Source organism: Tateyamaria pelophila, from assembly GCF_019966495.1.
GTDB lineage: Bacteria > Pseudomonadota > Alphaproteobacteria > Rhodobacterales > Rhodobacteraceae > Tateyamaria > Tateyamaria pelophila.
This window is the reverse complement of record NZ_JAIMIA010000002.1, coordinates 29,941-55,566: the sequence shown is the minus strand read 5'-3', so window position 1 is coordinate 55,566 and position 25,626 is coordinate 29,941. Positions and strand designations below refer to the sequence as shown.

The window sequence follows — 25,626 nt, the reverse complement described above, 5'->3', positions numbered from 1 at the left end:
CATCAATGAATGAACCTGCCCTGCGCCTGAACAGGGGCGCAGAGTATCGCAACTGCGGCATCACCCTTGGACGGATCACTGACAGCTTTGTCAGGCCCGTGCATCGGTTCCCCGATTGACACCAGCAAAGGCCCGACCGCCCTGTCTGATCGATAGGACACAGCGTTCCATCGATCACGGTTAACACTGGCTAGGCCGCACAGAAAGACTGCGCCATGTTCAATCTGAAAGAGATCAAATCAGCAACTCGCTTCGTCCATGCGCGGATGCCCGCAACGCCGCAATACAGCTATCCACTGCTGAATGCGGCAACGGGCGCGCATACATTTGTGAAACACGAAAACCACACGCCAACAGGCGCGTTCAAGGTGCGCGGTGCGCTGACTTTCATCGATTGGCTCAGGCGTAAGCATCCCGACATCCCCGGCATCTGCACGGCAACACGTGGCAATCACGGACAGGGGCAGGCCTGGGCCGCCACAGGTGCCGGTCTGACGGCCAAAGTCTATGTGCCGCATGGCAATTCGGTGGAAAAAAATGCGGCAATGCGCGCCTTCGGGGCTGACCTTGTGGAATATGGCGAGGATTTCGACACGGCCCGGATGGAAGCGATCCGTGTGGCGGAGGCGGAAGGGCTGTTTTTGGTCCCGCCCTACCATCGGGAGCTGGTCCGAGGCGTGGCGACCTACGCGTATGAACTGTTTGACGCACATCCCGACCTCGACACTGTCTACGTACCCATCGGATGCGGTTCGGGCATTTGCGGCACGATTATGGCCCGCGACGCCATGGGTTTGAAAACCAAGATCGTCGGGGTTGTCTCGGACCGCGCACAAACAGCGAAACTGTCGATGGACGCCGGCCGGTTGATCGAGACAAATTCGGCCAACACATTTGCCGACGGCATGGCCGTGCGCATCCCCGTTCAGGACGCCTTCGATGTTTATTCCAAAGGTGCGGAACGGATCATTACCGTCAGTGATGGCGAGGTTGCCGACGCCATCCGGCTTTATTTCACCACGACCCATAACGTGGCCGAAGGGGCAGGTGCGGCACCGCTTGCCGGTCTGATGCAGGAACGCGTGGCGATGCAGGGCAAGAAAGTCGGCATTATCCTTTGCGGGGGCAACATCGACACGCGATGGTTCCAAGCCGTACTTGGCGGACACACGCCGACCCCCTAATCTGTTAAGATCCTCCCAATCGGGCGATATGGATGCAACCGCCCGAACCCGAACCACACCCTTAATGAACAAGGGATGATTGCCGCCCTTTCAAACTCGTAACACGAGACAAGCTGAACCCGGCCCTCCGGGGGGAGTTTAGCCTGCAAGATGAAGGGCGGATCTGATCCCTCGCTTCATCTTGCCAGATAAACTCCGGGGGTGAGGCACTTTGGCGCCGAGGGGGCTGGCCCCCTGTCCAGCGCCATCCACGATTCAAGGCCCTTGCCCTTCTTCCAAAATCACGGATACCGGGAAGTGATCAGAGTACCCGGTCGCATCTACATTCCTTGCCGCATTTCCCTTTGGCAGCCCAAAGCGGATCGCACCTTCGCCCATCCTGTGGCTGACCATGTCAGCGATCGGTTCGGGGCCGCCGGTGCCAGAGATCATCTTGAAAGCTGCGTCGCCACCATCCAGCAAAGGTCGCGACATCAGGATCTGATCGAAAATATTTCCATCATTGTTGTAGTAAAGGGTGCCGTCCAGAACGCGCTCTGTTCCAGTCCGTGTACTGGATGCCCACTTCAGATATTCCCAACTCAGGTTGTAAAACTTTGGCGACTGCGCGCGCTCCACATCCCCGCGTTCCCGCGTGGCATTCGCGTTCGAGCACACCGACCCGTCCCATGGATCGTCGTTCAGATCGCCCATGGCGACGATGCATGCGCGCTTGCCATCCGGCGCTTCCTCGCGAATGCGGCCATGCCAATAGGCCAGTGTCTCCCCGGCCGTCGCGCGAAAGCCTGCGCTTTCCAACACCCCGCCCGAACGGGCAGGCCAGTGGTTGGCCAAACATACCAGTGCACGCCCTTCGGGTGTTTGAAATGTTGCCTGGAGGATATCGCGCGTTCCAGTCCTGCGGATCACAAAATGGCTGAAAACCAGGTCCGTATCCACGGAGTAACGCGCCGCGTCAAAGATGAAAGCCGTGTCGATACCACGCTTGTCGCGCAAGTTATCCGCGTGAACCACACCGTAGCGCCGCCCCGTTCCGGCATCGACACGCGCAACCAGATCATCCAGAACGAAGCGATCCTCGACCTCGCAAAGCCCGAGGATATCGGGCCCTTTCCCGCCGTTCAACGCGGTGATGACCTTTGCCAGCTGATCCTGCTTGGTGTCATAGAGAGCCTGAGTCCACCCGCGCAAATCTCGCCGCATGGCGTCAGCCACCCATGGAATGCGCGGTGCGTGGTCTTCTGGCCCAAACAGGTTCTCGACATTCCAGAACGCAATGTGATGCTGTGTCATCCGAATAATCCAATTCTTGAAAATAGCGCCATTGTAGCGGGAAAAGGAGAATCGGAAAAGAAAAAGCCCGAACTGCCTGACGCAATCCGGGCTTGAGCCTGTGTCTCTCGTCTGACCAGTTAGTTGACGGCTTTGGCGTCAACCACATCAGTTTCGATGGCTTTTTGCGCAGAGATTTCAATCCGACGGGGCTTCAGCGCCTCCGGGACTTCCTTGACCAGATCAATGTGCAGCATGCCATCAGCATGCGACGCGCCTGTCACGACAACGTGGTCCGCCAAGTGGAAACGGCGTTCGAACGCGCGGGTCGCGATGCCCCGATGCAAATAGGATTTGCCCTCTTCTTCGGCCTTCTTGGCAGACACGACAAGAGATTTTTCCTTTACATCGACAGAAAGGTCGTCGGCAGAGAAACCGGCCACTGCAATCGAGATGCGGTACGCATCGTCGTCGGTTTTTTCAATGTTGTACGGGGGGTAGGTGTTGGTAGAAGATTCCGACGCCGTGACCCGGTTCATAAGGTCTGCGATCTGGTCAAAGCCAACGGTTGCGCGGTGAAGCGGTGCAAAGTCATATGTACGCATAGTTATCCTCACTTGAGCGATATCAATTCAGCACTTTCCATCATGGACAAGCGCCAGGGTTGCTATAGTCGGACCCCGGTTCGGGCATCCGATGAGATTAATGTGGGGTGGGGATTTCGAGCGTTCAAGACCCTTTTTCAGGGTTTTACGAATTTTGCGCCGGTATCGCGGCGCTTTTCGCCGACACGCACCCGCACTTTCAGATCATGTTTCGTTGCGGTCCATTCTGCGCGCAACCGGCTCAGTGGCGCATCCAGAGGCGTGCCCAGCGAAACGGCTTGCCCCTCGAGCTCCGCCTTGGCCGAGACTACGGAGACAATCCGCGCTTCGCCATTCTCGAACGCGAAGATTGGCGCGCCGGAGCTGCCGAAATCAACCGAACAGGATGTCACCAGAACCCCCTGCTGCTGGGCCAGCACGGTGCATACTTCCTGCAAGGAGGGCGCTTCGGAGCGACCCTTGCCGTAGCTGACCACGCCCACGCGCGCGCCACGTTGCAGTCGGGCGCTGGTGTTGAAGGGCACGATCTTGCCGTCACGGATGGGGTGGTTGAGTTCGAGCAGGGCCAGATCATTGCCGACCACACCTGCAGAGACATCCGTGCTGAATTCATACTCGGGATGCACCACAGCGCGTTGCACAAAGCGATAGGCAGAGGCGCGCCCGTTGCGCCAACCGGCTAGAAACTCGATGCTGTCGTGATCGATGCGCGCGCCTGTTTTCTTGTCAAAGAGACAATGCGCCGCCGTCAGAACCATGTCGGGGGCAATCAACGCGCCGGTGCAAAACCCGTCGCGACCAATGTTCAGGCGGCCCACAGCCTCCCATGCGGCGGCTTCCACACCATTGTTCAGGCGTTTCAGAGCGGCATCCTGGGCAAGACCAGCCGTCGCCATGAACATCGCCAACAGCGACAAGGCCATCCAGTGTTTCATAGACTACCAAACTCCGATACCAACAGCCATCGAAGTCCACCATATCCGGCAATCCGGGCAGAATTGGGGCACCGGAACCAATTTAGCGCAAAATCGGCACATCGCTATGGGCGCGATCAAGGGCTGGTGGCCGCGGACCGCCTGTCGCCCAGTCCAGCAATTCGACCGTATGAACCACTGGAACCCCCGCTGCCGAGCCAATCTGCATCATGCAGCCGATGTTCCCGGCGGCAATGATGTCGGGATTCTTGGCCATCAACGTTTCGACCTTGCGGTCCTTCAATTGCTTGGAAATCTCGGGCTGCATCAGGTTGTAGGTGCCCGCCGATCCACAGCAGAGATGACTGTCGCGCGGCTCCACCACCGTGAACCCGGCCTGTTTGAGCAGGTCCTTGGGATAGGTCTTGATCTGTTGCCCATGCTGGAGCGAGCAGGCCGCGTGATAGGCAATGGTCATGTCCTGCGGCGCACCTTTGTCCATGTCGAGTTTCATCAAGACTTCGCTCACATCCATGGCGATGCCTGCCACCCGCGCGGCATCCTTTGCCAGCGGATCATTGCGGAACATGTGCCCGTAATCCTTGACTGTCGTGCCGCAGCCAGAGGTGTTGATGACGATGGCATCAAGGCCTGCGCCGTCCATTTCGCGGGTCCATGCCGCGATGTTCCTGGCCGCTGTCTGTTGGCTTTGTTTCGCCTTGCCCATGTGATGGGTCAGCGCACCGCAGCACCCTGCCCCTTCGGCCACAACCACCTCGGCCCCAAGCCGCGTGAGCAGGCGGATCGTGGCGTCGTTGATATCGGTGTTCAGCGCTTTTTGCGCACATCCGGTCATCAACGCCACGCGCATCTTTTTGGGCGCGATAGGTGCAAAGCTTTGCGGGTCGTCATTGCGGCTGACGGGCGGGATATGTTTGGGCGCCATATCGAGCATCGCGCGCAACCGCGCATCGGGCATCATCCATGCGAAGGGTCGTCCGATCTTGGCCCCCAGAAGCGCCACCCGAAAGCGCATCGGGTAAGGCAGGATCTGGGCCAGAACCCAGCGCAGCATCCGGTCGGTCAGGGGGCGTTTGTAGTTGTCTTCAATGTATTCGCGGGCGTGATCCACCAAATGCATGTAATGCACGCCCGAGGGGCAGGTCGTCATGCAGGCCAGACAACTCAGACAGCGGTCGATATGCTTGACCACCTTTTCGTCAGGCACACGGTCATTCTCCAGCATGTCCTTGATCAGATAGATTCGGCCACGGGGGCTATCGAGTTCATCTCCAAGCACCTGATAGGTCGGGCAGGTCGCCGTGCAGAACCCGCAATGCACACAGTTTCGCAAAATGTCGTTGGAACGCTGGATCTGCGGATCGGTCAGTTGCTCGGGTGTAAAAGTTGTTTGCATGACGTGTCCTTCAGATCAAAAAACGCAGTGCGGCACCAAGAACCGCCGCCAGCCCAAGCGATACGCAAAAGAATGCACCCCGGGCTGCCTGCAAGGATGTGAACCGCCCAAGGAAAAGGTGATAGCCCATGCCGCCGGTCGCGGCAGACAACACGCCAACCCCGCCCACCAACAGAGCGGAAAAGGGCCACGCTGTCGCTTGCCCGTCTTTTGAACACGTAGAGGCGACCAACAGCATGCCCGCGCCAAAAACCGTGCCAATCTGCCCGATCAGACCGCCCCGGCGGCGGTCCTCAATCAGGACCAGTCCGGCGAACAAAGCCACTGAGACCAGTGCCACAAGAACATATGCAAGGATCATCCGGCGGCCCGTACGGGTTCCGCCGCCATCAGGCCCGGATTTAGAATACTGCGCGGATCGAAACGGGTGCGCAAGGCGGCGCTGAGGGCCGCAACGCCCGCCGCTTCGGGTTGAAAAACCGGACCCGCGGCGCGCAAGGCTTCAGGGCCTTTCATCAGGGTCGCATGACCGCCGCCCAGCGTCGCCACATGAGCCTGCAGGGCCGCATGGGTTGCAGCAGGGTTCCCGCCCGATTGCCCGATCCAGATCAGCCCGCCGCCCCAGTCCATCAGGCTGTCGCAGCCTTCGGGCAGGGCCCCCAGAACAAGCGGACCATTGCTGGGCTTGACCGAAACGCGCCATACGGCCTCGGCCCCATGCAAAGGCTGCGCATCCCGCACCCTTGTCCAATCAGCGTCCGGCATCAGCGCGCTCTCGCCAAAGGGCGCGAGGATCTTTTGCAGCGCACCAGCACGATAAGCCACAGAGGCAGCAAACCCTTCGAGGCGCAACCAAACGGCCCCCTCGATCCACGCCGCACCGCTCACCTCATAGGACGAGGACAAAGCGCGCGACATCGCCGCCACAGCCTCCGGCGCTGAGACATCGGGGATCACCAGAGTGGTCACATCCTCAACCCCCGGCAGCACCTTGAGGCTCACCTCGGTCAGCACCCCCAGCGTGCCCCAGGACCCGGCCATCAGCTTGACCAGATCATAGCCAGTGACGTTTTTCATCACCCGGCCGCCATTCTTGATCACCGTCCCTGCTCCATCGACAAAGCGCACCCCCAGAGCGAAATCACGGGCGGCACCAGCCTGAATGCGACGTGGCCCGCTGGCGTTGGTGGCAATCACCCCGCCAATAGTCGACGCGCCGGAGGTGCCAAGCAGGCCGCACAGGTCATAGGGTTCAAAGGCCAATCGCTGGTTTTCGCCTGCCAATGTCCTCTCGATCTCCGAGACAGGCGTACCCGCCTGAACCACAATGGTCAGCGCGCCGGGCTCATAAAGCGTCACGCCCGAAAGCCCTGACACATCCAGCACATCGCCGACAACAGGACGACCGACAGCGCGCGTACCGCCCCCGCGCAGAGCCAAAGGCCCCCGCGCATCCGCAACACATTCCGCAACCTCAGCTTCTGTCGTCAACTTCATCATTTTCTTTCGGCCTTAAATAACCCGGGGGGCGGGGGCTGGCCCCCGCATCGGACAGAAAACGCTATTCCGCAGCCATCTGTGTTGCACGGCGCGGCTCGGAACTGTCCAGCGGAAACACCTTGGCCGGGTTCAGCAACCACTTGTCGTCAAACACATCCTTGACCGCCATCTGCGCCTCAAGATCGGCGGGTGCATATTGATAGCCCATCAAATCGCGCTTTTCGATACCCACGCCATGCTCGCCCGTCAGACATCCACCCACATCGACACAGAGCTTCAGCACTTCCGCGCCAAACGCTTCGCAAATTTCAAGATCGCCAGGCTTGTTCGCATCATAGCAAATCAACGGATGCATATTGCCGTCGCCCGCATGGAACACATTGCCCACGGCCAGACCGTATTGCTTGGACATCTCGCCAATGCGACGCAACACGTAGGGCAGCTCCGAGACGGGGATCGTCCCGTCCAGACACATGTAATCGCTGACGCGCCCGATGGCCGAGAACGCGGCCTTGCGGCCCGCCCATATGCGCGCGCTTTCCTCCGCCGAAGCGCTTTCGCGCAGGGCCACCGGATCATGGCGGCGCGCGATGTCCATGATCAGCGCAAGTTGCGCGTCGATCTCAGGCGCCGACCCTTCGACCTCCACGATCAATAACGCCTCGCAGAGCGGATAATCGGCCTTGGCAAAGTCTTCGCAAACCTCAATCAGCATCCGGTCCATGAACTCGATGGCCACGGGCAGAACGCCCGCCTTGATGATATCGGCCACGCACGCGCCCGCAATCTCGGCGCTGTCGAACCCCATCAGGACCGGGCGCGCGCCTTCGGGCTTGTGCAGAATCCGCAATGTCGCCTCTGTGACGACCCCCAATTGCCCCTCCGAGCCACAGATGACGCCCAAAAGATCGAGGCCGCCACTGTCCAGATGCGCCCCGCCAATCTCGACCACCGTGCCGTCCATCTGCACCAGTGTGACGCCCATCAGGTTGTTGGTCGTCACGCCATATTTCAGACAATGGGCCCCGCCTGAATTCATCGCGATATTACCCGCAATGGCACAGGCCAACTGGCTGGACGGGTCCGGCGCATAGAAAAACCCATCCGATTCGACAGCACCGGTCACGCTCAGGTTGGTCCGCCCAGTCTGCACCCGTACGAAACGGTTGTCATAATCCGTCTCCAGCACCTCGTTCATCCGCGCCACACCCAGTATGACGCAATCCGCCGTCGGCAAAGCGCCTCCGGCCAGCGATGTGCCCGACCCACGGGGCACGACAGGTACGCCTTCCTCATGGCACAGTCGCAAAACATCCGACACCTCCTGCGTGGTAGAGGGCAAGACTGCAACCATGGGCGGACAGCGGTAGGCCGTCAGCGCGTCACACTCATAGGCGCGCGTCTCCACCAGGTCATCTATGACGGCATCCTGAGGCAGGACCTTGTGCAAACGTTCGACCAGACGCGCCTTGCGCGCAATAATCGCGGAATCGGGTACAGGCATGTGCATGGATGGCCTCCTCAGGATTGGTAAAATAATATGACCAATTTAAGCGGGATGCAATCATGAATTCTCCGGTGTAAGAGCAGGCATGACATGGATCGACCGCATTTCACTCTTTGCGCCGCTTGATTTTGCGGCACTCGCACTGCTGATTGCCGGATGGCTGCTGATCGGCTGGCGCATCGAACATTCAAACGCCAAAAGCCCCTCCACATCGCAGATCATGGCCGGGTTCCGGCGCGAATGGATGCTGGAGATGATCACACGCAATCCCCGGATCTTCGATGCACAGATCCTGTCGAGCCTGCGGCAGGGCACCGCCTTTTTCGCATCCACATCCCTGATTGCACTGGGCGGCACATTGGCGGTCATCGGGAATGCCGAACGATTGACCGGCGTGGCAAACGACCTGATCCTGATGGACAATCCCACCTTTGTCTGGGAGGCGAAGCTGGTCGTTCTGATACTTTTCCTCACCAACGCGTTCCTCAAATTTGCCTGGGCCAATCGATTGTTCGGCTACGCTGCAGTCCTGATGGCAGCTGTCCCAAATGATGCCAGCAACCCCACCTGCATTCCCCGGGCAAACCAGGCGGGCGAAATCAACGTGACGGCGGCCCGGTCATTCAATCGCGGACTGCGCTCGGTCTATTTTGCGCTGACGGTTGTGGCATGGCTGGCCGGTCCCATTGCGTTGATGCTGGCGACAGTCTTCACCCTTGCCGTCATCTGGCGGCGTGAATTTGCGTCACGTTCCCGAACTATTTTGCTAAGCACAGACACGTGAACGGACAAGGCCCGAAAGGGGCCCTATAAGGACGAAATGAAAAAGCTTATCTCCCTCCTCTTCCTTGCAACGGCATCACCGGTCTTCGCGAGCGAACCCCTTGTCGAGTATGTCGCGGTGACGCAGACAGGATCCGAAACGTACAAGTTCACAGTGACCATCCGACACGACGACACCGGATGGGATCATTACGCGGACGGTTGGCGTATCCTTGATATGGATGGCACAGAACTGGGCATGCGGGTGCTCTACCATCCGCACGAAAACGAACAACCCTTCACGCGCAGCCTCGACGGCGTCGTGATCCCGGCGGGTACCACCCAAGTTCAGGTTCAGGCCCGCGATCTGCCAAATGGCTGGAACAAGGGAACCACGATCGTCAAACTCCCATAAGAGGCGCGGGCAGGTCCGGGATCTCTTCATCTTGCAGAAAAAAACTCCGGGGAGGTCCGAAGGACCGGGGCGGAGCCCCCGAAACATCGCGTCGCGCAGCGGCCTTTGGATCACAGCCGGTGGTATGGCCCACCCGCGAGGATCGAGGCCGCACGGTAAAGCTGTTCACTCAGCATCACCCGCACAAGCATATGAGGCCAAACCATTGCGCCGAAGGACAACAGATGGTCCGACTCTTCCCGCAACGTCGGATCGATGCCATCTGCCCCGCCGACGACAAATGCCACATCCGACCGACCGGAATCCCGCCAGGCAGCCAGACGCTGCGCAAAGGCCGGTGACGGCTCCACAGTGCCACGCTCATCCAGGCAACAGATCACGGCCCCCTTGGGCAGGGCGCGGCGTAACAAGATTGCTTCCGCCGCCATACCGCCGCCTTTGCGGTCCTCGACTTCCACGACAGAAAGCGGCCCAAGGCCCAAGGCCCGGCCCGTCCGGTTGAAACGCGTTACATAATCAGATATCAGATCGGCTTCGGCGCCGCCACGCAAACGCCCGACAGCGCACAGATGAAACCGCATCGGTCGAGAATCAGTTACTGGCCGCCGTCGGCTGCCACATTTTCTCCAACTGATAGAAGTCGCGCACTTCCGGGCGGAAGACATGCACGATCACGTCGCCGGTATCGATCAGCACCCAATCGCCAGTGTTCTTGCCTTCGATACGGGCCGTCCGACCGAACTGTGCCTTCAACCGCTCGACCAGTTTCTCGGAAATGGCTGCCACTTGCCGGGATGAGCGCCCCGAACAGATCACCATGTAATCGCCGATGGCCGTTTTGCCGCGCAGGTCGATCTGCACGATGTCTTCGGCTTTATCATCGTTAAGTGAGGAGAGTACGGCGGCCAGCAGCGTTTCGCTCGTGGCCTGGGTTGCGGCGACGGCCATCAGGGCCGAGGCTCCAACAGCGGGTTGAACCGCTTGAGCAGAGATTGACAGGACATTGTCCTCCTATGAACCGCGCCGCCAGATCCCCGGCGCTGGGATAAGTTGAGAATAGCAACCCTTTCGTGACATTTCAATGAAGCCTGTCCCCTTCGGCCCAGAACGCGGCGGCAAAGTGCTGCATATTTGCATAATTCCCCGTGCAAGCTCCGAAACTTCTCAGCGGGATTCCTCGGTGTCTTCCGGCAAAACTTGGTGGACACCCTCGCCCAGCACGCGCACTTCCCGCTGCGGGAACGGGATCGAAATGTCATTGGCCTTGAACGTATCCCAAAGCGCCAGATAAACGTTGCCGCGGATATTGGTCAGCCCGCCGGTCGGGTCCGTGATCCAGAATCGCAGGATGTAGTCGACGGAACTGTCGCCAAAGCCGACAATGTGGCAAACGGGCGGTCGACTTGTCAGAACCCGCTCGACCCCCTTGGCAGCCTCGATCGACAGCTTGCGCACCATATGAGGATCGCACCCATACGACGTGCCGAAATAGATATCCAAACGCACGAATTCGTTGGAATGGGACCAGTTGACCACCTGTCCGGTAATCAGGTCTTCGTTGGGGATCAGGTATTCCTTGCCGTCCCGCGTCACCACAGAAGCATAGCGGGCACCCAGCGTCTCGATCCAGCCGAAGGTTTCACCCAGTGAAATCACATCCCCCGGCTTGATTGACTTGTCGAGCAGGATGATGACGCCGGACACGAGGTTCGACACCACCTTTTGCAGACCAAACCCCAATCCCACGCCGATCGCGCCGGACAAGACGGCCAACCCCGTCAGATCAAGCCCAACCAACCGCACGCCAATGAAGAAGGCGCACCCATAAAGCACGATCTGCACGGCCTTGACCGCCAGAACCTGCATGGAGGGGCTGATATCTTCGTTGCGCCGGATACTGGCCGCCATCGCCCCAGACACAATCCGCGCGCCCGTGACCAGCGCGCCCACCATTACCGCCGCCAGAATCAGAGTCAGCAGTGACAGCCGGAACGTACCCAACTCGAACGCCAACCCGTCCAGGCCCTCGGCCACTTCGTCATGCAGACCCACCAGATACAGCGTGGCGTAAATCCACATCGCCCATACCACGCTGCGGCGCAGGAAGCGGTTCCGGACCAACCGCCCCAGATAGGCGATCAGCAGCCAGACCAGCGCGATCTGCGACACCAGCCCGATCAGATAGGAGCGTGACGGCCAGGTGACCTCACGCATCACCAGATAAACCGATCCCGAGAAGGCGACGAACAGGATCAGGCCCATGCGCCGCTTGATCTGTACGATCGCGCGCAATTGCCATTTCGACCACCCTTCGCGGGCGCGCACGCGGCGCTCGATATAGGTCACCACCGGGCCGCTCAGAAACCACGCCATAAGCGCCAGCACTATCAGGATGATCACCTGATTCTGCCGCCACCCCGGCGCGGCGATATTTTCGAAAAACTGAAAGACGATGGTCCATATCTCGTCTGCCGACATAAGGACCTGCGCCAAATCCTGATCAATTGTCTCCATCTTGTAAGATTGGCACATCCCCCCGACCCCGACAAGCAACCGCCGCTTGCAGCAATGCCCGCCGCGCGCTATTGCACATCCCTATGAGACGCCTCTTTGATATGGATGATCGCGCGCGACTGCGCGAACGCTTCTACGGCGCGACGCATTCCGTGCTGGCCCGACTATAAGCCAAGGCGCCCCCGTCCAGACGGTTATCGAATTCACACAAAGGGAGAGGACCAATGTCCCCCAAGACACTGTATGACAAAATCTGGGATGCCCACGTCGCCCACGAGGCCGAAGATGGGACATGCCTGCTTTATATCGACCGTCACCTCGTGCATGAAGTGACAAGTCCCCAGGCCTTCGAAGGGCTGCGCATGACAAATCGCAAGGTCCGCGCCCCGGACAAGACCATTGCCGTTCCTGATCACAACGTGCCGACAACACCCGGCCGCAACGATCCCAAGAACATGACTGAGGACAGCGCCATTCAGGTCGCAGCCCTCGACAAGAACGCCAAGGATTTCGGCATTCACTACTACCCCGTGTCCGACGTCCGTCAGGGGATCGTGCACATCGTCGGCCCCGAGCAGGGTTGGACCCTGCCCGGCATGACGGTCGTGTGCGGCGACAGCCACACCGCGACGCACGGCGCATTCGGCGCGCTGGCCCACGGGATTGGAACATCCGAGGTCGAGCACGTTCTGGCGACGCAAACGCTGATCCAGAAGAAATCCAAGAACATGAAGGTCGAGATCACCGGCAAACTGGCCCCCGGTGTGACCGCCAAGGACATCACGCTGTCAGTGATTGGCAAGACCGGCACGGCCGGCGGCACCGGCTATGTCATTGAGTATTGCGGCGAAGCGATCCGTGATTTGTCCATGGAAGGACGCATGACCGTCTGCAACATGGCCATCGAAGGCGGCGCGCGCGCAGGTCTGATCGCGCCCGACGAGAAAACCTATGAATATTGCATGGGCCGCCCGCATGCCCCAAAGGGTGCACAGTGGGAAGCTGCCGTGGCGTGGTGGAAAACGCTCTATTCCGATGACGATGCCCATTGGGACGCGGTCATCACCATTGCAGGCGAAGATATCGCACCCGTCGTGACCTGGGGAACCTCCCCCGAAGACGTGTTGCCGATCACCGCCGTCGTGCCGTCTGCAAGTGATTTTCAAGGTGGCAAGGTCGGCGCGGCGCAACGCTCGCTGGATTACATGGGCCTGACGCCCGGCACCCCTTTGACCGACATCGAAATCGACACGGTCTTTATAGGTTCTTGCACCAACGGCCGCATCGAAGACCTGCGCGCCGCCGCGGCGATCCTCAAAGGCAAAAAGATCAAGGAGGGTCTGCGTGCCATGATCGTTCCCGGATCCGGCCTCGTGCGCGCACAGGCCGAGGAAGAGGGTCTGGCCGACATCTTCAAGGACGCCGGGTTTGAATGGCGCCTGGCGGGCTGTTCCATGTGCCTTGCGATGAACCCGGACCAACTGGCCGAAGGCGAACGCTGTGCCTCGACGTCCAACCGGAATTTCGAGGGCCGTCAGGGCTACAAGGGGCGCACGCATCTTGTCTCCCCCGGAATGGCCGCTGCGGCAGCGATCACCGGCAAGCTCACCGATGTGCGGGACATGATGTAAAGACAGCCAACGCGGCTATTTATAAGGAATTGTGACATGAAAATTTGGATGAAATGGCTGATCGGCGGGGTTCTCTCCATTGCCTTCGGTCTGTTCGTTCTGGCCAACCCGGTCGAGGCGTCGATCGCGGTGACGACGCTGGCAGGGATATTGTTCGCCGTTTCCGGCGGGTTCCAGATCTTTGCCGGTTTTGGCCAGACGGGCCCATTCGGAAAACTGCTGGGGATCGGTCTTGGCATCCTGATGATCCTGCTGGGCTACTCGCTGATGTTCCGGCCGCTCGAAGGCGTGGTATCATTGGCGGCCCTGGTGACGATCCTGTTTGCGGCAAGCGGTATTGCGCGTCTGATTTCGTCTTTCCAGATGCGCGAAACACCGTTTTTCTGGCCGATGCTCATCTCGGGCGCGTTTTCGGTGCTGTTGGCCGGATACATCACGGCAAATTTCTATGTTGTGGCGCCAAAGCTTCTGGGCCTGCTGCTGGGCATCGAATTGCTGTTCAACGGGATGGGCCTGATCATTCTGGCGCTGTTTTTGCGCGCTGGCAAAGACATGATCAAGGACCGGCTCGGCTGAGCCCGCGATCATTCAAAGGATTTTTCCGGGCCGGGGTCATCCCGCCCAAACGGAGAGTGACATGGACAAGTTCACCACACTGACCGGAATTGCGGCGCCGATGCCGCTTGTGAATATCGACACCGATATGATCATTCCAAAACAGTTTCTGAAAACGATCAAAAGGACGGGCCTCGGCGCGAACCTCTTTGATGAAATGCGCTTTGATCGTCAGGGCAACGAAATCGCTGATTTCGTCCTGAACCAAGACGCCTATCGCTCCGCCGAAATCATCGTGGCAGGCGAGAATTTCGGCTGCGGATCGTCGCGCGAACACGCGCCGTGGGCGATCAAGGATTTTGGCGTGCGCTGCGTGATCGCGCCCAGCTTTGCCGACATCTTCTACAACAACTGCTTCAAGAACGGGATCCTGCCGATTGCACTGCCCAAGGATGTCGTCGATGTGTTGATGAAGGATGCCGAAAAGGGTGCCAACGCCCGCATGTCCATCGATCTTGAGGCACAAACCGTGACCACCTCCGACGGCGAAGTGTTCAGTTTTGAGGTGGACAGCTTCAAGAAACACTGTCTGATGGAAGGGCTCGACGATATCGGCCTGACCATGGCGAAGGCGGACAGCATCAACACTTTCGAGGCGCAAGCCGCGCAAGCCCGCCCCTGGGTTTGAACTGAGTGACCCGCGCGGTCGCCTCCCGGGGCGGCCGCGCATGTACCTATGCCCTTGGTCAGGCCCGACCACTACATATTGGGCCTCCCTTTGATGCCGCACCAAACTTGATGCACAAAGGCACCACACCCTCCCTCAAAATAGCCCGAAAACAGCGCCTTATGACCCAAGACGCTTGAGCCGCCCGGCCAATCAAGGCAGAAATACGGCAAGAATGAGGCACCTGTCTGACCGGGCAGGATCAAGTTGGAACAAGTTCGCGGCACTGTATCGCGTCTGGCCAGTTTGAAGGGATCGAGAACGTGATAGCGAGATTATCAGGTGCCGCAGCGCGTGGCCTTCTGGTGGCATTGATGATTGCCACCCCGGCATTGATATTGCCGGGTGTGACGATTGAAGCCTCTCAGGCGACCGTCCTGATCGGGCTGACCGCCGCTTTCCTGACAACGTTGGAATATAACTCCGCCAGCCCGAGCATCGTGGAATTCCGCGATGCAGCGCCGATCAATCGCCTGCGCTATATCGCTCTTCTGGCCACGCTCTTGTTTCTGAGCCTCGTCTACAAGGGCCAGACCCACCCGACGGAACTGACGCGCGCGCTGACATCGATCGGTACGATTGTGGGCAACAGCATCGACTTTCCATTTTCGCCCGTGCGCGTGGTGGTCGTGATGCTGCCGGACACCTCTGATCAGCATCTGGTGCAATATGTGCGCACGGCAGCAGGCATTGCCTATCTCACATCGCTGACAGTCATGGCCGCCTTTCTCTATCTGGTGCGGGTCATGGGATGGCCGGGCCGCGGTGGTCAGTTCAACATGTGGATCAATCTGCCCTTGTTTGACCCGACTGTTGGCGGCGACGTGCTGGCGCGGCTGCGGCGGGATGCCCGGGTGAACATCGCCCTCGGTATTTTGCTGCCTTTCATCATCCCGGGAGTGGTCAAGATAGCGACAACCCTGCTAAACCCGATCATACTGGACAGCCCCCAAACCCTGATCTGGACGATGACCGCATGGGCCTTTCTTCCTGCAAGTATGATCATGCGCGGCATCGCGATGCATCGGATCGCCGAGATGATCCGCGATCAACGCAAGCGGGCCTGCGCCGATACGGACAGCGCCTTGCAACTGGTCTGACCGCCCTTGTTCTGCTGTTCGGCTGGGCCTTTGCGGCCCCGGCGGAAACCCTGCGCATCGCCACCTACAACACCGAATTGCAAAGGGACGGCCCAGGGTTGTTTCTGCGCGATCTGGCGCGCGGTGGCGACGATCAGATCGACGCCGTATTGGCCGTGATCGCGGCCGCCAATGCCGACGTTCTGGCATTGCAGAGCATCGATTATGACCTGACCGGCGAAGCCCTGACGCGGCTGGCGCAGGCGGCGGGCTATCCCCACCATTTCGCGCTGCGCCCGAACACGGGCTTGCCGACCGCGCTTGACATGGACGGCGACGGGCTGCTTGGCGGCCCGAGGGATGCCCAAAGCTACGGGCGGTTTTCGGGTCAGGGCGGCATGGCGATCCTGTCGCGGCACCCTATTTTGGTGGATGAGGTTCAGGACCTCTCAACGCTCTTGTGGACAGAGATCCCAGACCCTTTGTTGCCCGTGACGGCCGATGGCCCCTTTCCCAGCACTGCGGCACAGGCGATCCAGCGTCTGTCCACGACCGGCCATTGGATCGTGCCTATCGCCTTGCCGGACGGGCCATTCGATCTGATGACATTTCACGCCAGCCCCCCTGTCTTTGACGGTCCAGAAGACCGCAACGGGCGGCGCAACCATGATGAGATCCGGCTCTGGCAACAGGTTCTGGACGGAGAAGTGGGCAGCGCGCCTGCGGGCCGGTTCGTGATTGCGGGGGATGCGAATCTTGATCCGGTGGATGGTGACGGGATCAAATCGGCGATCACCAGCCTGCTGGCCGATCCCCGACTGCAAGACGTGGCTCCCGAGGGCACAAAGGGCACCGACACCGTGGACTGGCCCGACCCCGGCCCCGGCACGCTGAGGGTCGATTATGTGCTGCCCTCGACGCACTGGCAGGTGCGGGATGCTGGTGTCATCTGGCCCGCCCCAGACGACCCGATGGCCGACACCGCGGCTAAGGCCAGTCGGCATCGGCTGGTTTGGGTCGACCTCGGATATTGACCCTGCCGCCATCGGCAGATAGGCGAAGCGTCAAGCATTCAAAGGAGTTTCGTCATGCCCAACCCGTCGCTTTTGATCCTGCCAGGTGATGGCATCGGCCCCGAGGTCATGGATCAGGTCACCCGCGTCATCGACTGGTTCGGCGCCAAGCGCGATATGCCCTTTGACGTGAGCACCGATCTGGTCGGCGGTGCCGCCTATGACAAACACGGCACACCGCTGCACGACGACACGATGGCCAAGGCGCTTGAGGTTGACGCAGTTCTGCTGGGGGCCGTTGGCGGACCAAAATACGACGATCTGGATTTCTCGGTCAAACCCGAGCGCGGCCTGCTGCGGTTGCGCAAGGAAATGGACCTGTTTTCCAACCTGCGCCCGGCGCAGTGCTTTGACGCGCTGGCGGATTTCTCGTCGCTGAAGAAAGACCTGGTGGCGGGCCTCGACATCATGATCGTGCGCGAACTGACCTCAGGCGTCTATTTCGGCGAGCCGCGCGGCATTTTCGAAGAAGGCAACGAGCGGGTCGGCATCAATACCCAACGCTATACCGAATCCGAGATTGAGCGTGTTGCGCGTTCCGCCTTTGAACTGGCCCGCCGCCGCAACAACAAGGTCTGTTCGATGGAAAAGGCCAACGTGATGGAATCGGGCATCCTGTGGCGTGAAGTCGTTCAGAAGGTGCATGACGAGGATTACCCGGATGTGGAACTCAGCCACATGTACGCCGACAACGGCGCGATGCAGCTGGTGCGTGCGCCCAAACAGTTCGACGTGATCGTCACCGACAACCTGTTTGGCGACATCCTGTCCGATTGTGCGGCGATGCTGACCGGCAGCCTTGGCATGTTGCCGTCTGCCTCGCTGGGGGCGCCGATGGCCAATGGCCGCGCCCGCGCGATGTACGAACCGGTGCACGGATCGGCCCCCGACATCACCGGTCAGGGCAAGGCCAACCCGATTGCCTGTATTCTGAGCTTTGCCATGGCGTTGCGCTATTCTTTTGATCAGGGCGACGAAGCCGCCCGCCTCGAAGCCGCGATTGAGAGCGTTCTCGCTGGCGGTGCACGCACGGCCGATCTAATGGGCCCCGAAGGCGGTACGCCGATGTCGACCACTGAAATGGGCGATGCGATCCTGCACGCGCTAGACGCAAGTCTCTGAACGCCGGAAAGGGCCAGCCATGTCACCGAACGTCAAAGGCGCACTGCTGGCCCTGATTGCCTTCGGGCTGTTCGCTACCCATGACGTCTTCGTCAAGACGCTTGGCGCGATCTATTCCCCGATTCAGATCGTGTTCTTCAGCGTGCTGCTCAGCTTTCCGCTTGCCACGGTCATGCTGATGCGCGACGCCAAGCCCGGGACCTTGCTGCCGGTGCATCCATGGTGGATGGCGGTGCGCACGATCGGTGCCGTGATCACCGGCGTTTCCGCGTTCTATGCCTTTTCCGCACTGCCCCTTACGCAAGCCTATGCCATCATCTTTGCGACACCGCTGCTGATCACCGTGCTGTCGATCCCTATTCTGGGTGAAAAAGTGCGGCTGCCGCGCTGGCTTGCCGTCATTATCGGGCTCAGCGGGGTCATGGTCGTTCTGCGCCCCGGCACGACGGATCTGGAACTGGGGCATGCCACGGCCATTCTTGCGGCTGTGACCGGAGCCTTTGCCTCGATCGTGGTGCGCAAGATCGGTGCCGAAGAACGCACCGTCGTTTTGTTGCTCTATCCCATGCTCGGGAATTTCATCGTGATGGGAGCGGCTTTGGCCTTTGTTTATAAACCCATGCCGATCGAACATCTTGGAATGCTGGCCGTCATCTCGGTCATGGCTTGGACGGCAGGCCGGTTCATCATTGCCGCTTATCAGACGGGCGAGGCTGCTATCGTCGCGCCAATGCAGTATTCGCAGATCATCTGGGCATCGGTCTATGGCTTGGTCTTTTTCGATGAATCCGTTGATCTGGGTACGGCAATCGGGGCGAGTATCATCATCGGGTCGGGTCTTTTCATCGTGTTCCGCGAAAGCCGTGCGGGCACCTCCGAGAACACCCCGGTTCTGCGCACCCGGACACGGATCGGGACCCCATCGACCTTCCGTGTCAGTGGGCTGATGACCAGTGGCCGGGCCCGTGACAAGATCGCCCCGGAGGCAGATTAGAAAACAGCCGATACCAAAGCGCTGCGGGACCGTGTCGGGATCTGCAGTGTCGGACGCAATCGCTCGCGGCCCGCAGGAACGGACTAGACTTAAGCCTCCGATTCCTGCGCGGACCGGGGAGCGTTCTCGCCGCCCTCCTCGCGCTCCAGACGTACGGTGCGTTGCGGGAACGGGATCGAGATGCCTTCGGCGTCAAAGCGTTCCTTCACCAAGTGCTGCATGTCCCAATAAAGCGTCCAGTAATCTGCTGTCCTTGACCATGGCCGACACAACAGATTGACGGACGAGTCGCCCAACTCCCCGACACAGATGACCGGTTCGGGATCTTTCAGGGCCAGGGGATGCTCTGCGACCAACTCTTCGAGCGCTTTGATGGCCTGCCCGATACTGTCGGAATAGCTGATCCCAAAGACCATATCGACACGGCGCGTGGCGCTTGCCGTGACGTTGGTTATCACGCTGTTCCAGACCCGGTTGTTGGGAATTGACGTGATCTTGTTGTCGATGGTTGCGATCGTCGTCGAGATCAGGTTGGTCTGTTTGACGGTGCCCGCGGCCACCCCTTCCAGATCGATGTAATCCCCCTGATCGAAGGGCTTGTTGATCATGATCATCAGGCCGCTGAAGAAGTTGGCGATGGTTTCCTGCATCGCAAAAGCCAGAATAAAGCTGGCCCCGCCGACAAGGGCAAAGAGCGGCGTCACGTCGAACCCAAGAACGGACATCACGAACATCAGCCCGAAGACCAGCGTTATCCAGTACAGGACCCCGCCCAGAAAGGCGGCCAACAGCGACGACATGCCCGTGATATGGCCCATCCAGCGCCGCGTTACGGCACGCACTATTCTGGCGACAAAGACCAACCCCAACAGTGATCCGATGATCACCGCCACATCGATAGCGATCTTGATCCCGCCATCGGGGGCCATCAGCCATTTGATGCCGCGCTGGCGCAAGGTTTCGGCGTCCGCCTTGCGGATCTCGTCGATGATGATGGAACTGCGGTAGGCGCGATATTTCGCGATTTCATCCGCATCGCCGCCTTTTTTCTGCCAGTCGTTCAGAACGATGACGAAGTTTTCGAAAAAGTGCCGCCGTTCCTCGGCCAGCTCCGCAACACGCTCCCGAAAGAGGTCCGCAGTCTCCCCGCTCATTTCCCCGACCCGCAATGTCGCATTGACCACATCCTGGGTTTGCTCCTGAACGATCCGTTGCCACGCCTCCGCAGCGGCCGAGAGCTGTTTCTCGGTCAAGGGCAGAAGCAGCAATTCCAGCCGCTCGCTGTCGACCCGCGGGTTGAGGATATGGGAGGGCAGGTTGAACTCGGCCGCCAGGGCCTCGAGGTCCAATTCGCCGGAGGCGTTCAGCGTTGGGGTCGGGTCTTCGGACTGGGTTTCGGCCGCGTCCCCGCCGTTCGTGGTTTGCGCATTCAGTGATGAAATGTGCAAGACCAGCAAACTGCTGATTGTCAGGGACAGCACCCAGAGTAAGCGTCGGAACATGTTCAGCCTTTCGGAAATCTCAAAGGCGACAGTAGTGTATTGGCCCCCCGAGGCAAGCCGCGCGGCTTGCCCGAAACACACATGTGGCGGGCTTCGAGACCGAAACCGGCATGCGCAAAATACAGAGTGTGACCGTTTCAGTCCGCGACAATCACGATGTGCATATGTTTTGGCCCATGCGCGCCACGGACGTTTCTGGCCTCGATATCCGCCGTACCGCTTGTCCCGGTCACCAGTGTCAGCAATCGCGATTGGGGCACGTTCGCACCGCCAAGCAAGGGCCACAGATCTTCGCTGTACCCGATCAGGTTTGCCGCGCGCAGAACAACAATATGATACAGGGGCAGGAAATTCATCAGGATGGGACCGTGGGCACCGGATTTGAACACCACCGACCCGGTCTCGGCGATCCCGTATTCCGCATAGGTCACCGCACAGCGCCCGTCTTCTTCGAGACGGGCCGTAAGGTCAAAGCTGGTCCAGTCCAACTCCTCCAGCGGCGCGCCGCCTTGAACGCAAATGCTGCTCTCCTGTTCGACACGCTGCAGGTAGCCCGAGACCGCTGCGGGCACCTCCCCCATCGTGGCGACCTGATCAACCGTGGCTGTTACCCGCTCCGACGTGGCCTTGGCCACGAAGCGATCCAATAGCGTCGCGCCCTCGAAATTCGGCTGAATGGCTTGCGGTTCTGCGACAAGGGCGGCGGCCTCACGCGCGATATCCTCGGACGCGTGCGCAGTTCTTTTGGCGGAGCGTATCGCGCCCAATATGGATGCGCGATCACTCACTTGCGGTTCCTCGTGGCATGCAGGGATGCATTGTATTGCTGCATGAAGCTGCCTTTTTCCGGGCGCGGCAGATCACGGTGTTTCACCCAGCCTCCCGCAAAAGGCATCCGTTTGATCCGCGACCGTCCAAAGGCCCATAGCCTGATTCCGTGCACACCCAGCCCTGTGACCAGATGGTAGAGCCTCGGCCGCTTGGCCAGAAAGCTCCACGCGCCCAGGGCAGCTTTGCTCACCCGCGTTGGCAAATTGGCGTCCCATTGCCGCGCGCGCAGATTGCGCAACATGTCGGGCAACGGGATGTTGACCGGGCAGACCTCTTTGCAGCGGCCATTGAGCGTACAGGCGTTGGGCAGATCCTTGGCCGCCTCAAGCGAGGACAAGGCGGGCGTCAGCACCGATCCCATCGGGCCGGGGTAAACCGCGCCATAAGCATGCCCGCCCACCGCCGCATAGACCGGGCAATGGTTCATGCAGGCCCCGCACCGAATACAGCGCAGCATCGGCTCCAGATCGCTGCCCAGCATTTCGGTGCGGTGATTGTCGACCAGCACGATGTGATAGGCTTCGGGCCCGTCCGCGTCTCCCTGACGTTTGGGACCATTATAGAAGGTGGTGTATTGCGTGATTTCCGCCCCTATGGCAGCCCGCGACAACAGGCGCAGAAAGACGCTGGCGTGGTCCATTCCGGGCACGAGCTTTTCAATACCAACCGTCACGATGTGCACTTTGGGCGGTGTGCATGTCAGTTCCGAATTGCCCTCATTGGTGACAGTAACGGTGGCTCCGGTCTCCGCGATCAGAAAGTTGGCCCCCGAAATCCCCACATCCGCGTTCAGGAATTTCTGGCGCAACTCGCGGCGGGCAGAGCCGACCAGATCGGGAATGTCATGGCTGTCCGGAGCGACCCCGTGTTTGTCATCGAACAGGTCCGCCACCTGTTCGTGGGTCTTGTGCATGGCGGGCATGACGATGTGACTGGGCGGGTCATCGGCCAGTTGGATGATGTGTTCTGCCAGATCCGTTTCGATCCGTTCGACCCCCGCATCGGACAGGGCTTCGGCGATCCCGATCTCTTCGCCCAGCATGGATTTGACCCGCGTGGCGGTCTTGGCTCCGGCCGCGACGCAAATCTCGGACACGATGCGGCGCGCTTCTTGCGGTGTCTGGGCCCAGTGCACGACCGCGCCGTTGGCCGTGGCGTTGGCCTCGAACATTTCAAGGTAGTGATCGAGATGGTTCAGCGTGTGTTCCTTGATGGCCTGCGCGCGTTTGCGGGCCTCGCCGTATTCGGCATATTCGTCGATCACCTGTTTGCGCCGGGTTTGCAGCAAGCCGGTCGTCCGCGTCAGCGCAACCTTCAGATTGTCATCCGTGAGCGCCCGCGCCACATGGTCCCGAAATCGATCAGAGGTTTGTATCATTCACCAGCCCCACCGATGCCGCCGCCCTTGGCCATGCCCGCCAGCACCTCAACGGTATGATACGCCTTGATCTCGCGCCCCTCGCGCGACAGCTTGCCCGCCATATTCATCAGGCACCCCAAGTCTCCTGCCAGCAAGGTATCGGCCCCCGTCGCCGCGATCCTGGCGGTTTTGTCCGTGACAATCGCGTTCGAGATATCGGGATATTTGACGCAGAACGTGCCGCCGAACCCGCAACAGGCGTCGTTGTCCTGCAGTGGGGTCATTTTCAAACCGCCAACTCCGTTCAACAGCGCGCGCGGCTGATCATGCACCCCCAAATCGCGCAGGCCGGAACAGCTGTCGTGATATGTCGCGAGCCCGTCATAATGCACATCGGAGGGCTGGTATTTCATGACGTCAGAGAGAAAGCTCAGCACCTCCCATGTCTTGGCGGACAGCGCGGATTGCTGTTCGATCCAGTGAGGCTCATCCTTAAACACGTCGCGATAATGCGTGCGGATCATGCTCGCGCAGGACCCCGACGGCACAACGACGTAGTCGTAGTCCCCGAACGTCTTGATCAATTGCTTGGCAATGGCCCGCGTCGTCGCGTCATCGCCGCTGTTGAAAGCGGGTTGGCCACAGCATGTCTGCGCCTCCGGCACGTCGACATCGCAGCCCGCGTCTTCCAGCAACTTGAGCGTCGCGAAACCGATATTCGGGCGCATCGCATTCACGAGGCATGTCACGAACAGGGCAACGCGGGGTTTTTCCGATTGGGTCATGCGTTCACCTTTTTGGGCTTTCCAGCGGCCGTTTCCGGGAGACGTTGGCTGAGGGTAGTTCGGTCGCGCATGGAATCGCCTTATGTGTCATCAGATGGTCAGGATCGGCACGCAGCGCGCGCCGACCCTGGTAGGTTTCAGTGCCGTTTCTTGGGCGGCATCAGATCGGTGATCGTACCCTCGAACATTTCGGCGGCAAAGTTTACCGTTTCCGACAGGGTCGGGTGCGGGTGGATCGTGTGCCCCAGATCAGTTGCGTCACAGCCCATCTCGATAGCCAGAGCAACTTCTGCAATCAGATCGCCCGCATTGGTGCCGACGATGGCTGCGCCCACGAGCCGGTCGTCGGCGGGATCGAACAGCACCTTGGTCATGCCTTCGGAACGCGCATTTGACAGCGCCCGGCCCGAGGCCGCCCAAGGGAACACACCCTTGCCGACTTTGAGGCCCTTGGCCTTGGCCTCCGTCTCGGTCATGCCCACCCACGCGACCTCTGGGTCAGTATAGGCCACGGAAGGGATCACCGTCGCGTCAAAGGCCCGCTTTTCACCGGCGGCCACTTCGGCGGCCACCTTGCCCTCGTGCACGGCCTTGTGCGCCAGCATGGGCTGGCCCACCACGTCACCGATGGCGAAAATATGCGGCACGCCGGTGCGCTGCTGGTTGTCCACCGCGATAAAGCCACGCTCGTCCACGGCCACACCCGCGGCCTCGGCATTGATCAGCTTACCGTTTGGCCGCCGCCCAACCGACACCAGAACCTTGTCAAAGGTGTCGGTCGTGACCTCGCCCTTGTCATCCTCAAAGGTGACTTTCAGCCCCTTCTTGAGGGCCTCCATCGCCGTCACCTTGGTCTTGAGCATGATCTTTTCATAGCGCTTGGCGATGCGGGTGTGCAGCGGCTTGACCATGTCCTTGTCCGCCCCCGGCATCAACTGATCCATGAACTCGACAACCGTGATCTTGGAGCCCAGCGCGTCATAAACACAGGCCATTTCCAGACCGATGATACCGCCGCCCAGGATCAACATGCGCTTGGGGATATCCGCCAGTTCCAGCGCCCCCGTGCTGTCGAGAATGCGCGGGTCGTCATGGGGGATGAAGGGCAACTCAACCGGCTCAGAGCCTGCGGCGATGATGCACTGGTCAAAGCTGACCGTCTTGGTGCCCTCGTCGCTCGTCACTTCGATCATGTTTGGGCCGGTAAAGCGGCCAGTGCCGCGCACGGTGGTCACCTTGCGCCCTTTGGCAAGGCCCGTCAGGCCCCCGGTCAACTGCCCCACAACACTGTTTTTCCAGTCGCGCAACGCATCCAGATCGATCTTGGGCTTGGCGAAGGTCACACCGTGAGCGGACATTTCTTCCGCTTCGGTCAGCACCTTGGCTACGTGCAGGAGCGCCTTGGACGGGATACAGCCCACGTTCAGGCAAACACCGCCCAGCGTCGAATGGCGCTCGATCAGGACAACGTTTTTGCCTAGATCCGCCGCGCGGAAGGCCGCCGTGTACCCACCGGGACCCGAGCCCAGAACAACCACCTCGGCATGGATATCGCCGGGGCCAGTTGCCGTTCCCGTTGCCGCTGTGGCGACGGGGGCAGGCGCGGCTGCGGGTGCCGGATCAGCTTTGGCGGGCGCGTCGGAGGCGTCCGCCCCTTCCAGCACGACGATCACGGTACCCTCGGAAACCTTGTCGCCCTCGGAAACCTTGATCTCTTTCACCACACCCGCCGCCGGGGATGGCACTTCCATTGTGGCCTTGTCGCTTTCCAGCTCTATCAGCGGGTCTTCGACGGCGACGGTGTCGCCGACGCTGACCAGAATGCCGACCACGGGAACCTCGTCGAAGTCGCCAATATCAGGAACTTTGATGTCCAT

Annotated in this window: 25 protein-coding genes; 10 read left to right on the top strand and 15 right to left on the bottom strand. The window is 60.1% G+C overall.

Going from position 1 to position 25,626, the window contains the following annotated elements:
* Positions 1–215: 215 nt before the first annotated feature.
* Positions 216–1,184, top strand: a complete 969-nt coding sequence (locus tag LC354_RS01225; protein ID WP_223421008.1) for a threonine dehydratase — start codon at positions 216–218, stop codon at positions 1,182–1,184.
* Between the two features lie 255 nt (positions 1,185–1,439).
* Here LC354_RS01225 and LC354_RS01220 read toward each other — a convergent pair whose 3' ends face one another.
* From LC354_RS01220 to LC354_RS01190, 7 genes are all read right to left on the bottom strand, one after another.
* Complete coding sequence (locus LC354_RS01220) at positions 1,440–2,477, bottom strand: endonuclease/exonuclease/phosphatase family protein (RefSeq protein WP_223421007.1); 1,038 nt, start codon at positions 2,475–2,477, stop codon at positions 1,440–1,442.
* 119 nt (positions 2,478–2,596) lie between these two features.
* A complete protein-coding gene (locus tag LC354_RS01215; protein WP_223421006.1) occupies positions 2,597–3,061 on the bottom strand; it encodes an Hsp20 family protein in 465 nt (154 codons plus the stop codon).
* 137 nt (positions 3,062–3,198) lie between these two features.
* The gene (locus LC354_RS01210; protein ID WP_223421005.1) at positions 3,199–3,996 is read right to left on the bottom strand and encodes a trypsin-like serine peptidase; all 798 of its coding nucleotides are present in this window, start codon (positions 3,994–3,996) and stop codon (positions 3,199–3,201) included.
* An 82-nt stretch (positions 3,997–4,078) separates the two neighbouring features.
* Positions 4,079–5,392, bottom strand: a complete 1,314-nt coding sequence (glcF, locus tag LC354_RS01205; protein ID WP_223421004.1) for a glycolate oxidase subunit GlcF — start codon at positions 5,390–5,392, stop codon at positions 4,079–4,081.
* A 10-nt stretch (positions 5,393–5,402) separates the two neighbouring features.
* Positions 5,403–5,753, bottom strand: coding sequence for a hypothetical protein (locus LC354_RS01200; protein ID WP_223421003.1), 351 nt, complete (start codon positions 5,751–5,753; stop codon positions 5,403–5,405).
* Entirely contained in the window at positions 5,750–6,889 is a 1,140-nt protein-coding gene (locus tag LC354_RS01195; RefSeq protein ID WP_223421080.1) for an FAD-binding protein, read from the bottom strand. Before LC354_RS01195 ends, LC354_RS01200 begins: the two co-directional genes overlap by 4 nt.
* Positions 6,890–6,953: 64 nt before the next feature.
* On the bottom strand, positions 6,954–8,402 hold the full coding sequence (locus LC354_RS01190; RefSeq protein WP_223421002.1) for an FAD-linked oxidase C-terminal domain-containing protein: 1,449 nt from the start codon (positions 8,400–8,402) through the stop codon (positions 6,954–6,956).
* Positions 8,403–8,484: 82 nt separating this feature from the next.
* On the opposite strand from LC354_RS01190, the gene LC354_RS01185 reads away from it, so the two are divergent.
* Both LC354_RS01185 and LC354_RS01180 read left to right on the top strand, forming a co-directional pair.
* The gene (locus LC354_RS01185) at positions 8,485–9,183 is read left to right on the top strand and encodes a DUF599 domain-containing protein (protein ID WP_223421001.1); all 699 of its coding nucleotides are present in this window, start codon (positions 8,485–8,487) and stop codon (positions 9,181–9,183) included.
* A 36-nt stretch (positions 9,184–9,219) separates the two neighbouring features.
* Positions 9,220–9,576 (top strand): hypothetical protein, encoded by a 357-nt coding sequence (locus tag LC354_RS01180; RefSeq protein ID WP_223421000.1) that lies wholly within the window; start codon positions 9,220–9,222, stop codon positions 9,574–9,576.
* A gap of 110 nt (positions 9,577–9,686) precedes the next feature.
* On the opposite strand, the gene rlmH is transcribed toward LC354_RS01180, so the two are convergent.
* The 3 genes from rlmH to LC354_RS01165 all read right to left on the bottom strand — a co-directional run bounded on the left by rlmH (position 9,687) and on the right by LC354_RS01165 (position 12,108).
* Entirely contained in the window at positions 9,687–10,157 is a 471-nt protein-coding gene (gene rlmH / locus LC354_RS01175) for a 23S rRNA (pseudouridine(1915)-N(3))-methyltransferase RlmH (protein ID WP_223420999.1), read from the bottom strand.
* Positions 10,158–10,167: 10 nt separating this feature from the next.
* Complete coding sequence (rsfS, locus tag LC354_RS01170; protein ID WP_317849261.1) at positions 10,168–10,527, bottom strand: ribosome silencing factor; 360 nt, start codon at positions 10,525–10,527, stop codon at positions 10,168–10,170.
* 213 nt (positions 10,528–10,740) lie between these two features.
* A complete protein-coding gene (locus LC354_RS01165; protein ID WP_399202718.1) occupies positions 10,741–12,108 on the bottom strand; it encodes a mechanosensitive ion channel family protein in 1,368 nt (455 codons plus the stop codon).
* Between the two features lie 206 nt (positions 12,109–12,314).
* Between LC354_RS01165 and leuC the strand changes: the two genes are divergently transcribed.
* From leuC to LC354_RS01130, 7 genes are all read left to right on the top strand, one after another.
* Positions 12,315–13,721: a 3-isopropylmalate dehydratase large subunit gene (leuC, locus tag LC354_RS01160; RefSeq protein WP_223420997.1), complete on the top strand. Its 1,407-nt coding sequence runs from the start codon at positions 12,315–12,317 to the stop codon at positions 13,719–13,721.
* A gap of 36 nt (positions 13,722–13,757) precedes the next feature.
* The gene (locus tag LC354_RS01155) at positions 13,758–14,297 is read left to right on the top strand and encodes an HdeD family acid-resistance protein (protein WP_223420996.1); all 540 of its coding nucleotides are present in this window, start codon (positions 13,758–13,760) and stop codon (positions 14,295–14,297) included.
* 61 nt (positions 14,298–14,358) lie between these two features.
* The gene (leuD, locus tag LC354_RS01150) at positions 14,359–14,964 is read left to right on the top strand and encodes a 3-isopropylmalate dehydratase small subunit (protein WP_223420995.1); all 606 of its coding nucleotides are present in this window, start codon (positions 14,359–14,361) and stop codon (positions 14,962–14,964) included.
* Positions 14,965–15,266: 302 nt separating this feature from the next.
* Complete coding sequence (locus tag LC354_RS01145) at positions 15,267–16,103, top strand: hypothetical protein (protein WP_223420994.1); 837 nt, start codon at positions 15,267–15,269, stop codon at positions 16,101–16,103.
* Complete coding sequence (locus LC354_RS01140) at positions 16,100–17,116, top strand: endonuclease/exonuclease/phosphatase family protein (RefSeq protein ID WP_399202750.1); 1,017 nt, start codon at positions 16,100–16,102, stop codon at positions 17,114–17,116. Before LC354_RS01145 ends, LC354_RS01140 begins: the two co-directional genes overlap by 4 nt.
* 54 nt (positions 17,117–17,170) lie before the next feature.
* Positions 17,171–18,277: a 3-isopropylmalate dehydrogenase gene (gene leuB, locus LC354_RS01135; protein ID WP_223420993.1), complete on the top strand. Its 1,107-nt coding sequence runs from the start codon at positions 17,171–17,173 to the stop codon at positions 18,275–18,277.
* A gap of 19 nt (positions 18,278–18,296) precedes the next feature.
* Entirely contained in the window at positions 18,297–19,271 is a 975-nt protein-coding gene (locus LC354_RS01130; RefSeq protein ID WP_223420992.1) for a DMT family transporter, read from the top strand.
* A gap of 89 nt (positions 19,272–19,360) precedes the next feature.
* Here the strand turns inward: LC354_RS01130 and LC354_RS01125 are convergent, their stop codons facing one another.
* The 5 genes from LC354_RS01125 to lpdA all read right to left on the bottom strand — a co-directional run bounded on the left by LC354_RS01125 (position 19,361) and on the right by lpdA (position 25,626).
* Complete coding sequence (locus LC354_RS01125; protein ID WP_223420991.1) at positions 19,361–20,773, bottom strand: mechanosensitive ion channel family protein; 1,413 nt, start codon at positions 20,771–20,773, stop codon at positions 19,361–19,363.
* Between the two features lie 137 nt (positions 20,774–20,910).
* Positions 20,911–21,561 carry a LutC/YkgG family protein gene (locus tag LC354_RS01120; RefSeq protein ID WP_223420990.1) on the bottom strand — a complete coding sequence of 217 codons (651 nt, stop codon included), beginning with the start codon at positions 21,559–21,561 and terminating at the stop codon, positions 20,911–20,913.
* Positions 21,558–22,982, bottom strand: coding sequence for a lactate utilization protein B (locus LC354_RS01115; protein WP_223420989.1), 1,425 nt, complete (start codon positions 22,980–22,982; stop codon positions 21,558–21,560). The genes LC354_RS01120 and LC354_RS01115 overlap by 4 nt, the downstream gene beginning before the upstream one ends.
* Positions 22,979–23,749, bottom strand: a complete 771-nt coding sequence (locus tag LC354_RS01110; RefSeq protein ID WP_223420988.1) for a (Fe-S)-binding protein — start codon at positions 23,747–23,749, stop codon at positions 22,979–22,981. The genes LC354_RS01115 and LC354_RS01110 overlap by 4 nt, the downstream gene beginning before the upstream one ends.
* Positions 23,750–23,886: 137 nt before the next feature.
* Entirely contained in the window at positions 23,887–25,626 is a 1,740-nt protein-coding gene (gene lpdA, locus LC354_RS01105; RefSeq protein WP_223420987.1) for a dihydrolipoyl dehydrogenase, read from the bottom strand.

Bases quoted from the DNA above. Each gene is read 5' to 3' on its own strand.
- LC354_RS01225 (WP_223421008.1), top strand. From the start codon at position 216: ATGTTCAATCTGAAAGAGATCAAATCAGCAACTCGCTTCGTCCATGCG.
- LC354_RS01220 (WP_223421007.1), bottom strand. From the start codon at position 2,477: ATGACACAGCATCACATTGCGTTCTGGAATGTCGAGAACCTGTTTGGG.
- LC354_RS01215 (WP_223421006.1), bottom strand. From the start codon at position 3,061: ATGCGTACATATGACTTTGCACCGCTTCACCGCGCAACCGTTGGCTTT.
- LC354_RS01210 (WP_223421005.1), bottom strand. From the start codon at position 3,996: ATGAAACACTGGATGGCCTTGTCGCTGTTGGCGATGTTCATGGCGACG.
- glcF (WP_223421004.1), bottom strand. From the start codon at position 5,392: ATGCAAACAACTTTTACACCCGAGCAACTGACCGATCCGCAGATCCAG.
- LC354_RS01200 (WP_223421003.1), bottom strand. From the start codon at position 5,753: ATGATCCTTGCATATGTTCTTGTGGCACTGGTCTCAGTGGCTTTGTTC.
- LC354_RS01195 (WP_223421080.1), bottom strand. From the start codon at position 6,889: ATGAAGTTGACGACAGAAGCTGAGGTTGCGGAATGTGTTGCGGATGCG.
- LC354_RS01190 (WP_223421002.1), bottom strand. From the start codon at position 8,402: ATGCACATGCCTGTACCCGATTCCGCGATTATTGCGCGCAAGGCGCGT.
- LC354_RS01185 (WP_223421001.1), top strand. From the start codon at position 8,485: ATGACATGGATCGACCGCATTTCACTCTTTGCGCCGCTTGATTTTGCG.
- LC354_RS01180 (WP_223421000.1), top strand. From the start codon at position 9,220: ATGAAAAAGCTTATCTCCCTCCTCTTCCTTGCAACGGCATCACCGGTC.
- rlmH (WP_223420999.1), bottom strand. From the start codon at position 10,157: ATGCGGTTTCATCTGTGCGCTGTCGGGCGTTTGCGTGGCGGCGCCGAA.
- LC354_RS01165 (WP_399202718.1), bottom strand. From the start codon at position 12,108: ATGTGCCAATCTTACAAGATGGAGACAATTGATCAGGATTTGGCGCAG.
- leuC (WP_223420997.1), top strand. From the start codon at position 12,315: ATGTCCCCCAAGACACTGTATGACAAAATCTGGGATGCCCACGTCGCC.
- LC354_RS01155 (WP_223420996.1), top strand. From the start codon at position 13,758: ATGAAAATTTGGATGAAATGGCTGATCGGCGGGGTTCTCTCCATTGCC.
- leuD (WP_223420995.1), top strand. From the start codon at position 14,359: ATGGACAAGTTCACCACACTGACCGGAATTGCGGCGCCGATGCCGCTT.
- leuB (WP_223420993.1), top strand. From the start codon at position 17,171: ATGCCCAACCCGTCGCTTTTGATCCTGCCAGGTGATGGCATCGGCCCC.
- LC354_RS01130 (WP_223420992.1), top strand. From the start codon at position 18,297: ATGTCACCGAACGTCAAAGGCGCACTGCTGGCCCTGATTGCCTTCGGG.
- LC354_RS01125 (WP_223420991.1), bottom strand. From the start codon at position 20,773: ATGTTCCGACGCTTACTCTGGGTGCTGTCCCTGACAATCAGCAGTTTG.
- LC354_RS01115 (WP_223420989.1), bottom strand. From the start codon at position 22,982: ATGATACAAACCTCTGATCGATTTCGGGACCATGTGGCGCGGGCGCTC.
- LC354_RS01110 (WP_223420988.1), bottom strand. From the start codon at position 23,749: ATGACCCAATCGGAAAAACCCCGCGTTGCCCTGTTCGTGACATGCCTC.
- lpdA (WP_223420987.1), bottom strand. From the start codon at position 25,626: ATGGACATCAAAGTTCCTGATATTGGCGACTTCGACGAGGTTCCCGTG.